The sequence below is a fragment of the Pontiella agarivorans genome, assembly GCF_034531395.1.
In the GTDB taxonomy this organism is placed as follows: Bacteria; Verrucomicrobiota; Kiritimatiellia; order Kiritimatiellales; family Pontiellaceae; genus Pontiella; species Pontiella agarivorans.
Map to the genome: position 1 here is coordinate 446,426 of NZ_JARVCO010000007.1, position 12,238 is coordinate 458,663.

At 56.5% G+C, this 12,238-nt stretch carries 10 protein-coding genes; all 10 read right to left on the reverse strand.

The window, feature by feature from the left end; genetic code table 11:
• Positions 1-9 precede the first annotated feature (9 nt).
• Entirely contained in the window at positions 10-2,247 is a 2,238-nt protein-coding gene (locus tag P9H32_RS06855; RefSeq protein ID WP_322608146.1) for an APC family permease, read from the reverse strand.
• Between the two features lie 105 nt (positions 2,248-2,352).
• Complete coding sequence (locus P9H32_RS06860; protein ID WP_322608147.1) at positions 2,353-3,684, reverse strand: MATE family efflux transporter; 1,332 nt, start codon at positions 3,682-3,684, stop codon at positions 2,353-2,355.
• Positions 3,677-6,796: an efflux RND transporter permease subunit gene (locus P9H32_RS06865; protein ID WP_322608148.1), complete on the reverse strand. Its 3,120-nt coding sequence runs from the start codon at positions 6,794-6,796 to the stop codon at positions 3,677-3,679. The genes P9H32_RS06860 and P9H32_RS06865 overlap by 8 nt, the downstream gene beginning before the upstream one ends.
• A 48-nt stretch (positions 6,797-6,844) precedes the next feature.
• The gene (locus P9H32_RS06870; RefSeq protein WP_322608149.1) at positions 6,845-8,041 is read right to left on the reverse strand and encodes an efflux RND transporter periplasmic adaptor subunit; all 1,197 of its coding nucleotides are present in this window, start codon (positions 8,039-8,041) and stop codon (positions 6,845-6,847) included.
• On the reverse strand, positions 8,041-9,438 hold the full coding sequence (locus tag P9H32_RS06875) for an efflux transporter outer membrane subunit (RefSeq protein ID WP_322608150.1): 1,398 nt from the start codon (positions 9,436-9,438) through the stop codon (positions 8,041-8,043). The genes P9H32_RS06870 and P9H32_RS06875 overlap by 1 nt, the downstream gene beginning before the upstream one ends.
• Positions 9,435-10,073, reverse strand: coding sequence for a TetR/AcrR family transcriptional regulator (locus tag P9H32_RS06880; RefSeq protein ID WP_322608151.1), 639 nt, complete (start codon positions 10,071-10,073; stop codon positions 9,435-9,437). The genes P9H32_RS06875 and P9H32_RS06880 overlap by 4 nt, the downstream gene beginning before the upstream one ends.
• Positions 10,074-10,232: 159 nt before the next feature.
• Positions 10,233-10,436: a hypothetical protein gene (locus tag P9H32_RS06885; protein ID WP_322608152.1), complete on the reverse strand. Its 204-nt coding sequence runs from the start codon at positions 10,434-10,436 to the stop codon at positions 10,233-10,235.
• Positions 10,437-10,512: 76 nt separating this feature from the next.
• On the reverse strand, positions 10,513-11,172 hold the full coding sequence (locus P9H32_RS06890; RefSeq protein WP_322608153.1) for a hypothetical protein: 660 nt from the start codon (positions 11,170-11,172) through the stop codon (positions 10,513-10,515).
• Positions 11,169-11,681 carry a sigma-70 family RNA polymerase sigma factor gene (locus P9H32_RS06895; protein WP_322608154.1) on the reverse strand — a complete coding sequence of 171 codons (513 nt, stop codon included), beginning with the start codon at positions 11,679-11,681 and terminating at the stop codon, positions 11,169-11,171. The genes P9H32_RS06890 and P9H32_RS06895 overlap by 4 nt, the downstream gene beginning before the upstream one ends.
• A gap of 64 nt (positions 11,682-11,745) precedes the next feature.
• Positions 11,746-12,225: a hypothetical protein gene (locus tag P9H32_RS06900; protein ID WP_322608155.1), complete on the reverse strand. Its 480-nt coding sequence runs from the start codon at positions 12,223-12,225 to the stop codon at positions 11,746-11,748.
• Positions 12,226-12,238 lie beyond the last annotated feature (13 nt).

The window sequence follows — 12,238 nt, forward strand, 5'->3', positions numbered from 1 at the left end:
CAGTGTCGGTTATCCGGCGGAAATACCGATGACTTCGCGGAATTCAATTTTTTCCGCAGCGAGGACAAAAGCGGTAGGCGGCATATCCCGGGTTGAAGCCATCAGACTTTCATAGTAGCGGCCGTATTCTTCATCCGATTCATCAAGGAGCGGCGGGCGCATCCCCATGAAGACCAGTCCGGCCTGTGCAGATGATTGCCGGATCATGCCGTAGACGCCGGGCTGTTCCTTGATCAGCACTTCCGCAACGGCAGGGATTCGCTGTTCTTCGATGAAGTTTTCCAGACGTTCCAGTGCGGTGTTCTGTTCATCGGCATTTTCGACAATGGTTTTGATGATGAGCTTCGACTCTTTCCATACCGGGCTTTTCTGAATCTGGTAGGCGAGGGTAAGCATAAGGCCGATATTATCTTTATTTCCACCCCACCAGACATGGATTTCCTCGGCATCTTCCACACTTTCAATATGGCTGTCGCGCAGCATGACCAGATTGCGTTCGGTACGGTAGACAAGGTGGATGAGTTCAGCAAACTCAGTGAAATTTTCACGATTTTCAGTATCTCCCAGCAGGATGGTATTGGGGGTCAGCGGGCCGTAGCCATAAGCTCGAACCAATGCCCGTGCTCCGGACAGCATATCGGGCGAGGGGAAGATTTTCACCATGGCGTCGACCTCGCGTTTCTGGAGGTAGTCTTTCATGGAGGCTTCCATGGATTGGACTTTTTCGGCGGACCAGTCTTCGACCGGAAGAATGCTGGCAACGGTGAGTGCACTGCTGTGGCGTGTGAGAGCGTGGGCCATTTCGACGAGGTGCCAGCGCGATTTCGGGGAACCGCTTAAGGCCATAATTTGCGGCCGCCAGGTCCGTTCGTCAGGTTTTAGTTTGTTGAGCCGGTGGATGGCAAAACGGACGAGCAGCGTGAGAATGCCGTAGCGCATATCGGCCCAGTGGGCATTCAGGTGGCGACGTTTAATAAGGTAGAAAACCAATGCGGTCAGGAGGATGGCAATCATCGTTGCACCGGCGTTAATCATCAGCATCGCCGCAAAACAGAGGGCCGCGCCGAACAGGGATACGCTGCACGGAACCTTGAACTTCGGTCGCCATGAGGGGCTTTCAATCAATCCTTCCAAACCGGCGGAAAGATTCAGCAGACCGTAAGACAGCAGGAAAAACATGGAGAGAATCGGTGCGATCACATTGAGGTCGCCTAACAGTACGGCAACCAGTGCAACGGCGAAAGCAAGGGCGGTTGCAATGCGGGGGTCGGCTTTATCTTTTCCGAAACCTCTGCCGATAAAATGCGGAATGATGCGGTCGATTGCGAGTGCCTGAAGGGTGCGCGGGGCTCCGAGCAGAGAGCCGAGCGCACTGGAGATGGATGCGGCGATGACGCCGGCGGCGATGGCGGGCCACCAGGCAGAAACGGTTGACATAATGTTGGAATCGACCAGCAGCAGATCCGGGTTGTGAACCTTTGCGTTCAGGAAAATCGGCATGATCATATAGACCAGGTAGCCGGTTCCGATGGCGAGCAACGTGCCGAGGGGAAGGGATTTTGCCGGATTTTTCAGGTCGCCGGAGAGGCCCAGTCCGGCCTCAATCCCTGTTACGGCGGGGAAGAAAACGGCAAAGGCGACCCAGAATCCGACTTTTCCCGGAATAACGGTTCCGGCCGGCAGCGTGAGGGTTTCGGGCGCTGGATTTCCCATAAAGAATGAGACCAGTGACAGCGTAATGGCGGCAAAAATGATAAACTGAACTTTGAGGGCAAGATCAGCGGAAATGTAGGCCAGTGCCGTAATGGCCAGCAGGGTTCCGGCAGACAGTATTTTGGCCGTCATTGCCGGATCAATGCCCCAGTGGCTGAGTGGATTTCCGGTGTAGGACATTACCGCCTCTGTGCAGCCGGCAATGTAAAAGGCCACGCCGATGGCGCGGGCAAAAAAGAGCGGGAGGCCGATGGCGGCTCCGGCCTCCAAACCGAGGGAGCGCGATATAATATAGTAGGCTCCGCCGCCGCCCACCTTCATATTGGTGGCCATGGCGGAGATGGAGAGGCCGGTCAGAAAAGTGATCAACGTGGCCATGGTGACGATCAGCAAAGTGCCGAAAAGTCCAACGTTGCCGAGTACCCAGCCGAAGCGCAGATACATGATGACACCGAAGATCGTCAGCACACTCGGCGTGTAGACCCCTTTAAACGTTCCGAAAGAATAGCCCTTCTTTTCGATCTGCTCACCCATAGAAATTTCCCGTCGTGCAAATAATTCCGGCCGATAGTTCCAGAGATTACCGGAAATAGGAAGCTCTCTTGCTGTTGTTAAAGAGCGGTTGATTCAGCCGCCCGGTCAGACGGCCTGCCGAAGCTGTTTCCGAGTGGCATAATAGGCCTGTGCACCGGAGAGCAGGTTGGAGAGGGCCAGTCCGCTCACGAGGCCGGTGAATCCGAAAAAGTGACTTCCGAGGAAGCATAGCGGCATGATGAAGACGAAGACGCGGGTCAGGCTGACGAACATGACGGGGCCGGGTTTTCCGATCACGTTCAGTATCTGGCTGAGCCAGGTGGTGGTATGGAGGCCGGCGTGGCCCAGTGCGGCAATGAGCAGGTAGGTTATGCTCAACTTCAGGACGGTCGGATCATTGCTGAACCATCCGGCAATCCAGCGGGCGCCGAGGGCCAGCAGGGCGAATGTTATGCAGGAATACAGCAGAGCAAACCGGGTACTGATCCGGCGGGCGGCCTGAACGCGGTCGTGTGCATTCGCCCCGAAGTTCTGCCCGACAAACGGGACGATCGCCATCGAATACGCCATGGAAATGATGAACACAATGGTTTCGATACGAGTGCCGGTGGCCATGGCGGCCACCGCTTTCACCCCGCCGACGCCGGCGGCCAGGCGGATGTAGTAGCCTTGGGCAAGCGGAGTCAGGGCCTGGGTGAGTGCGGCGGGGATGCCGAGTTGAATGATGTTTTTCCAGGAATCCAGCGCCTGCTTGATCCGCGGGCGGCTCCAGTCGATCAATTGGTGTTTAAAGTGAAGAATGAGCAGGGACGCGGATGCACCGAGGCCGCGGGATATCACCGTAGCCAGAGCGGCCCCTTTCATGCCGAGGGCCGGAACGGGGCCCCAGCCGAAGATCAGAATCGGGTCGAGGATTACATTGAGTATGGCGCAGGATATCATGACGATCACCGGCCGCACCATATCGCCGGCGGCGCGCAGGCAGCCGTCGGAGACGGGCGGAAGGATCGCGAAGACCGCGCCGATATACCAGATCTGCATATAACTGCGCACCAGTTTGAGCACGTGGTCTTCGGCACCGAGCATGGAAAAAAGCGGGGTGATGGTGAAGTAACCCAATCCACTGACGAACAGGGTTCCAAGGATGGTCAGTACCAGTCCGTCGGCCACGGTCCGCCGGGCGAGAGGAACATTTTTTGCACCGAGTGCACGCGAAATAATAGAGGCTGCGCCGGCCGAAAAACCGATGGCCAAAGCGCCGACGATCATGATTACCGCAAACGTGAAACCCATCGCGGCAAGTTCTTCGGTGCCGAGGCGCGAAACGAAATAAGTGTCCGTGAGGTTGAACACCATCATGGCAAACGCCCCGGCCACGCCGGGTAGGGCGAGCCGGGTCATGTGGCCGGTAACGGAACCCTGGAGCAGTTTACTCATGTGTAATCAGCAGCTTGCGTTTCAGCGCGCCGCAGTCGTCGATGACCATATAGAGGCAGGGGACGAGCAGTAGAGCGATGAACGTGGCAAAGAGAATGCCGAAGCCGAGCGAGATCGCCATGGGGATCAGGAACTTGGCCTGGCGGGAGGTTTCGAGGATCATGGGCATCAGGCCGCCGAACGTGGTCATGGTGGTGAGCAGGATCGGCCGGAAACGCTGGATACCGGCGGAAACCACGGCATCGTGTGTGGAGTCGTGGTGCTCACGCCGTTCGTTGGCGAAGCTGATGAGCACCAGCGCATCGTTCACCACCACGCCCGAAAGGGCGAGCATGCCGATTACGCCGAGCATAGTCATGGAATAGCCGAGGATCAGATGGCCGATGATGGCGCCGATGATGCCGAACGGGATGGAGATCATGACGATGAGCGGCTGGGAGTAGCTCTTGAAGGGAATGGCGAGCAGGGCATAGATGGCCAGCAGCACCATCGGGATCGTGACGGCCATACTGCCGAAGCTGTCGCGCTGGTCGGCGGAACGGCCTTCGTAGCTGTAGTCCAGTCCGGGGAACTGGCGCTGCAGGGTCGGGAAGAAGTCGCTGTCGAGTTTGGCGGTCACTTCGCCAGCCTTGGATTTCGGCCGCACATCTGCGGTAAGTGTAATAGTGCGCATGCCATTGCGGCGGTTGATGGTGGTGTAGGATTTGCCGATCTCGGTGTCGACCACATCGGCAAGCATGACTTCCCCGCCGTCGGGCGTCTGGAGGATAAAGTTTTCGAAGTTATACATGCGGGTACGTTCCGCTTTGGGCAGGCGCACTTTTACTTTTACTTCGTTACGGCCGCGCTGCTGGCGGAGCACTTCAGTTCCCTCGAAGGCGGCGCGGATCTGGCCGCCGATATTGCTGGCCGAGAGGCCGAGGCTGATGGCTTCGGGTTTCAGCGTGAAGTCAAACTGAGTTTTTCCCTGTTCCACACCGTCGTTGATGTCCTGCACGAGGGAGTAGTTTTCAAGTTCTGCGGCCAGGGCTTGAGCGGCGCTTTCAAGCGTGGCGATTTTTTCGTGGCGCAACTCGATTTCGAGGGCCGGGCCGCTGCCCGGGCCTCCTTGGTCGGAGGCATAGCGGATGAAGCGGACGCCCGGCAGGTCGCCGACTTTACTGCGCCACTTTTGCACAAATTCTTCGGTGCCCATAATGGTTTTACGGATTTCGGGGTCGGCGAGATAGACGCGCACCTGGCAGGTGTGTGAACCGCTGCTGCCGATTCGGGCAAAGATACCTTCGACGAGTTCCGGCCGGCCGGATTCTTCGAGCACCTCCTGGGCGCCTTTGACGAGGCGGTCGGCCACGACTTCGGTTTTTTCCACCGGCACCCCGTAGGGCAGGGTGGCGGAGGCAATGGCGAAGTCGGATTCAACGGTGGTGAACATCGAGAAGCCCATGCGGCCGCTGAACCAGAAACCGCCGACGATGAAGAGAACGGAAAGGGCCATGGCAATGACGACGTAGCGATGCGAGAGGCAGAAGTCGAGGAACGGACCGTATTTGGTGCGCACCCAGTGGCGGAAGGCGTGGCTGAAACGCTGCTGAAAGCGGTGGATGATGCCGAAGAGGCCGGTGGGTTCTTTTTTGCGGGCATGGCTGAGATGCGACGGCAGAATGTAGAGGCTTTCCAGCCAGGAGATAGTGAACACGGCGATCACCACAATCGGCAGCATGCCGATTACGCGGCCCATCTGCCCGGGCATGAGCGCGAGCGGAATGAAGGCGACGATGTTGGTGAGAATACTGAAGCCGACCGGTGAACAGACTTCGCGTGCGCCGCGTACTGCGGCTTCATGGGGCTCCAGGCCGTCCTGCTGATAGTGGTACACATTTTCACCGACCACAATCGCATCATCGACCACGATACCGAGTGAAATGATGAAGGCGAACATGGTGATCATGTTTATAGACAACCCGGTAAGCGGCATCAGCAGCATCGCCCCGAGGAAGGAGATCGGAATGCCCATGGCCACCCAGAGGGCGAGGCGCATTTCCAGGAAAATGCCGAGCACGAGCAGTACCAGCACCAGGCCGAGTGCCCCGTTACGTAAAAGCAGACTGGCGCGCTGGGAAAAAACTTCCGTTTTGTCGTCGAGAATATCAATGCCGATTCCTTCCGGCATCTGTTCTTTCAGCTGGGGAAGGATTTCGGCCACGGTCTGGGAGATCTGCGTGGGGGTCTGGTCGCCGACACGATAGATCTCGAGCATAATGGCGGGCTTGCCGTTATAGGAGGCAAAGCTGTCGGAGTCTTCGAGGCCGTCGATGACCTCGGCCACGGCACCGAGTTTGAGGGTGGTTCCGTCTTCGGAGGCGAGGATCGGGGCCTGGGCAAAGTCGGTGCCGTAGTTGCGGCGTTCCTGCATGCGCAGCAGAGTTTCGCCGCTGTCGGTTTTGATGCCGCCGCCGGAAATTTCGCGGGACTGGGTGTTAATGGAGGAGGCGAGCGACTGGTGGGTCATGCCGTATTCGCGAAGTTGGTCCTGAGGAACTTCAATGCTGATTTCCAGATCGCGGGTTCCGGTCAGGTCCACCTGAGTAATAAATTCGGTCTGCAGCAGGCGGTTTCGTACCTGCTCGGCGAGACGGCGCAGGGTGATATCGGAGATGTCGCCGTAAAGGACGAGCGTCATGGCATCGCGTTTGCGCTCGGAGAGGGAGACGACCGGTTCCTCGGCGCCGTCCGGGAAGGTGGTGATCCGGTCGATTTCGCTTTTGATATCCTGGTAGACCTTGATGCGGTCGGAGCCTTCAATCAGTTCGGCATAAATGCTGGCTGACCCTTCGCTGGCCTTAGAGGTGACCTCTTCGATGCCTTCGAGCGAGCGGACGGCTTCTTCCGCGGCCAGGCAGACACTCTGCTCCATTTCCTCGGGGGTACCGCCGGGGTAGGTGACCGAAATAGTAACGGCGTCGGCGGTCAGATTCGGGAAGACCTCTTGTTTGAGGGTCATAAACGTGCCGAAGCCCCCGATGAGGCACAGCAGCATCAGCAGGTTGGACGCGACCGGATTTTTGACCATCCAGGCAATGGGTCCATTGAATTTTTCCAGAAGTTTTGTCATGGCGGATTACCAATTTGAGAGAATTAAAAATGTAACGGGAGGAGGGGGTTATTTGGCCGGTTTGCCTTCCGGCTTGCCGGTACGTTGCGGAGATTCGGGCATTGGTTCGCCGTCGCGTCGCAACTGCATGCCTTCAACGGCGGCAGATAGCTCGGTTGTGACGATTTCGATTTCGGCGGGGCCGTCGATGCGGATCAGCATTTCATCAGCATAGCCGTCGATCACTTCCGCCTGGAGGATGCGCAGTTTATTTTCGCTGTCGATGGTCCAGACCACATTGCCGTCGCGGAGGTATTTCCGGGGAATCATCATGGAATCGGGAATAGAGTCTCCGTTAATGCGGATTCGAACATATTCGTTGATAAGCATGGGACGGTCGCCGGTGGTATAGGGCTGGTCCGCTGTGAGGAGAATGCGGGCCATGCGGCCGGTATCCGTGAGGGTCGGCAGCAGTTTGTAGGTTTGGGCCAGCCGGGTGGTGCCGTCGGAGAGGGTGAGTTCGGCGGGATATGTCTTTGACCCGATTTCCGGCAGGGGCGTCAGCGAGCTGAACGGAATCGAAGAGTAGACAAAAAATCGGTCGATCGCGGCCAGTTCGATCAGCGTCGACGATGATTGAGCATAGTCGCCGACATCGGCGGTTTCTGAAACCACCACGGCATCGAATGGCGCGTGGATTTTAGTTCGTTCAAGGTCGAGTTTCGCGGATTCGACGGCGAGTTCTGCGGTTTTGATGGCGGCTTCGGCGGATTTCAGCTGGGGCTCGCGCAACATGAGGTCACTGTAGGCATCGGACTCGTCGGTCCCCATCATTTCCATTTCATGGCGGACGACATCCTGTTGGCCTTCTTCGATGCGGTAATTGCTCTGAGCCGTGAGCAGGGCCGCCTCGGCCTCGGCGAGAGCAAGACGATAGTCAGCGTCGTCGATTTCGACGAGTACATCGCCTTGTTTCACGAGACCGCCTTCGACCAGGCCGGGATTGACGGCGATGATCCGGCCGCTGACTTCAGGCCGGAGATCGGCAGATTTTTCGGCGGTGACGGTGCCGAGGCATTCCACGGTGTGAATGTGCGCTGCGGTTTTCATGGAGACGGTTTCGACCACCGGAACCATGGAGGACATGGCGCGTCGGCGTTGGGCCTCGGGTTTATTCGTCATAAAGTAGCGGGCGATTAACAGGCCGCCAATGATGAAGACGAGACCGATCAGGATTGAAAGTGTACGGCGAGATGCATTGTTCATTAGTTTTCCTCCAGCATGAATGTCCAGTCGCCCCCGAGGGAGCGGTAAAGTTGTATACGGTCGCCGAGCAGTTCGGCCCGGGCCTGCACGTGGGTGATCTCAAGTGATTCGCGCGAAACGATTGCGGTAAGAGCGTCGAGGAACGGAAGGACGCCGCGCTGATAGCGGCGGATTGATTCCGTCTCGCTTTTTTTTGCGGCAGCATACTGTTTGGCAATAGCTTCCACATAGGCGGCCTGATGCTGTTCATCGGAGAGTGCATTTTCGGTTTCCTGAACGGCTTCGAGAACGGCAAGACGATAGGCGGCAATGCGTTCGCGGGATACCGCTTCGACCCGCTCCACTTCTGCTTTCCGGGAGCCGCCATCCAACAGCGGAGCCAGAAGACTTGCGGCAAGGTTAGAGGCCCAGTCATCGAACAGATCCTCTACATCTTCCCCGCCCGTGGTGATGTTACCGGTCAGCGAAAGGGTGGGCAGGCGCGCCGCCCGGGCCGCGCCGATGGACCAGTCGGAAGATTCAAGCTGCAGCCGTGCCGTCTGAATGTCGGGCCGGTTTTCGAGAAGGTTGACTGGAAGCCCGGCTGCCGGTTGGGGAGGGAGGGCCGGCAGCTCTTCGGCTTCCAGTCGAAGGTCGGTTCCCGGAATTTTTCCGATGAGAACGGCAATCTGATTTTCCGAGGTCTGGATAAGGGCGCGGGCCGGCGGGATTTTGGCCTCGGAAGAAGCCACCAGCTGCCGCTGCTGCAGGACGTCCAGCAGTGTGGACTGACCGGTTTTGTAACGGCGTTCAATGGCTTCGAGTTTGTTGCGGTTGGATTTCAGCTGGCTTTCGTAGAGCGCCAGAATTTCATGTTGCGCCAGCCAGGTGAAATAGGCGGTGGCGAGTTCGGCCGAAAGACTCATGCCGGCAGACTGCAGGTCGAATTTTGTGGCTTCGAAATCGGCAAGCGATGCGCGTTCGGTGGACTTCAGCCGTCCCCAGAGGTCGAGCTCATAGCTGGCATACAGCCCCATGGAATAATCAGGAGTCGTCCGGCTGGCATTGGTGTCGTTGAAGTTTGAGTTATAACCCGAGGAGGCCGATGCGCTGCCATTGAGCTGGATTTTTCCGGCCGCCCCGCTTTTCACGGCGGTTGCCGCCGCCTGTTCGAGGCGGGCGTAGGCCTGTTCGAGACTGAGGTTTCCGGCAAAGGCTTCGTTCATGAGCCGGTTGAGCTGCTCGGAACCGAAAGATTCCCACCATTTGGTCTGTAATTCCGCCTGGCCGGAAGGGTTTTTGAACTGCGCAGGCGTTTGTTCTTCGAGCAGGGTATCGTCACGCTGCGGTTCCAGCGAAATACAGGAGGTGAGCAGCAGTGCGGAGGACGCGGTTATTACGGATAGTATCTGTTTCATGAATTCAGGCTCTTTTTAACTTCTCTGAGGCCGCCGATGGCAAAGGCCTCGATTTGTGTAATTAAAGGAGTGATGTTCTGGAAGCGGGAAAAGCGGTGCAGCCGGTGGGGATCATTTCTGTATTTCTGGTAACCGGCATTGATCGAGATATGTACCCCCATAAAGTTCTGAGTAAGCAGATCCAGCTGAATTTCGCCGATCTCGTGTTCGATAAAATCGCGAATGGCCGCCCGAACCCGATCGTGATTCGGCTTCAGATAGGTTGCTAACAATTCATCATGTTTCGGGGTGAACTCATTCATTTCCCTGTGGATCAGCATGGGGCATAAACCGGCGGTTCCTTTTGAAAAAATACATTCAAGCCGCGAGCGGAGGAACAGGCACAGCCAGCGTTCCGCTCCCACTTCCGTGTGGTCATCCGGGTACGGAAATTCGGAGCGGGCGACGCTGACCAGGTAATTCCAGACTTCGGAATAGAGCTGGGCCTTATCGCCGAAATGATAGTTCACGGCTGCAATGTTCGCCTCCGCCGCGTCAGAGATTTCGGCCACGGTGGTTTCGCGATAGCCTTTTTCTGCAAAAATCGGCGCGGCCGCTTCGATCAGACGCTCTTTGGTTGTTTTGACATGTTCCATTTTCAAATATCCATTTGAATTGAGGGAATGCAACGTATGGAGGTGCGGATTTATTGTCAACCAATTCATTTATTTATTTCAAATGGTCATTTGAATCGGGCCGGGCACTAAAAAAGACCCCCCTCGGAGAGGGGAGCCCGGCCTGGCCTTAAATCCGGCTTATTTCTTGTCGCAGGCGGCTTTCTTTTCAGCCTTTTTGGCTTTGGCATCACAGGCCTTGCACGCTTTGTCTTTATCGCAGGCTTTGCATTCCGTTTTGGCTTTTTCGGCTTTTTTTGCTGAGCAGCCGCAGCCGGAACAGGCAAATGCGGAACTTCCGGCCATCATTAATGTGAGTACTGCAACGGTCATTACTTTTTTCATGGGTTTACTCCTTTGGGTTAGTTACCGATTTTAATTGTTTCCAATGTTCGGAATGTGACATCCGACCTTACTTTTTTCACATAATTTTTTCATCATCAATACGGATGGCCGTTGCCACCAGTACGCGCTCACCATTCTCCTGTATGATGCTGCCTTCGATGTCTACCTGCGAAGCCAGTTTGCAGAAATGTTTGCTGTATTTCCGCAGGTGAGGATCTTGTTGCAGCGGAATAATCTGTTCCTCGCCGTTGTCATCCTTAAAGCGGACCGCCTGTCTGCAGCGGCCTTCGCGCTTGAGTGTACAGTGCATACAGACACATTTTCCCTGAATATGCACATGTGCGGCTTCCGCGGTGGAGACCAGTCCGGTATCGATATCGGACGGACTGATAAAATAGCCCAGGGAAAGCAGGATCACTGCAACGGCGGCTATGGCGAGCAGCGGCTTCCACCGGATTCGGGATTTATGTTCTTTTAACTGGGAGGTCACGGATGATTCAAATGCTGATGCATCGTTCTCTGCCCGCAGGCGGGTGTGAAGTCCGGCCAGAAAAGCTGTTGCCGAGCGTTCCGGCGCATGTTCCTGCGACCAGGTTTCCCAGATCAGCAGTTCCTGTCGGAATTTCCCGGCCAGTTCCCGGTCCGATTTCAGCAGTTCCGCGAGTTCATGCAATTCGTTTTCCGCGGGGTCTCCATCCAGATAGAGGGAGAGCAGTTCCTGGTATCGTGCTGTCATGCGGGATCTCCGACAGCTTGTTTCATACATTTTCGAACGGCCGTTCGGATGCGTTGCAGCTGTTTGCGTATGGCCGCTGCCGAGGAGGAAAATTCAGCAGCCAGTTCTTTGCACTGCCGCCCCTCTTCGTATCGGCAGCGTAGCAACTCACGTTGGGGTTCGCCCAGTTTCCCGACACAGTTTTTCATGGTGTTAACCACGCGTTCGCGATTCGGTTCGGGTTCATGTTTTTCAATGCCGAGGCTCAGCAGCACATCGGTGATACCCTCATGCATAATACGGTGTCGCCGGGCGGTTTTCGTCCGCTCACCCATCACCTGCCGCCGGGCAATGCCGCGCAGCCATTTCCCGAAATCCTCTGTCTTCCGGAATTCAGCCTGTTTCCTGAAGGCCACAATAAACACCTCCTGCGCCATATCATCCACCCAGGCTTCATCTACGCCCAGTGCACGGATAAAGGCCCGGAGCCCGGCATGGTGCTCGCGGACGAGATGATCAAAATTCAGCATGTCATCGTCTCTCATATGCCCATTATTGGCGTCAGAATCGGAAACGTGACAGTTTTTATCGCATTTATTTCCGTTCTTCGGGAAATGCTTTAAATGCCTGGGCGGACAGGAAGTGCAGGCCGTTTGTGATCAGAACAGTGCCTTCCACTAAAACGGGCGTGGGGCCGTTGCAGAAATAGTCGAGGTTCATGTTCAGGTTTGGATTGTACCGGAGCAGGATCACCTTTTCCTCGTTGCCGTCGCTGTGGTAACGGATCGCACGGTGATGCTGGTCGCTGAGTCCGAGCGTGCATTTAATACAGATGCATTCGCCGTGTGCGGTCAGATGGTTTTCTTCCAATGCCCGGAAAACAGGCGGCGTTTCGGCGGCGTCCGTTCCGGGCTCCGCCGCCATGTTCAGGATCGAGGCGAGAATCATGAAAAGTGCACCGATAGCCGCGACGGCAAAGATTGGCCGCAGGAACGGATTTCCGCGCTGCTTGAGCTCTCTTGTGATGGAAAGTTCGAAATCGCTATTGTTCTTCTGCTGCTCTTTTCTGCCCATGTAAGCCGGTCTC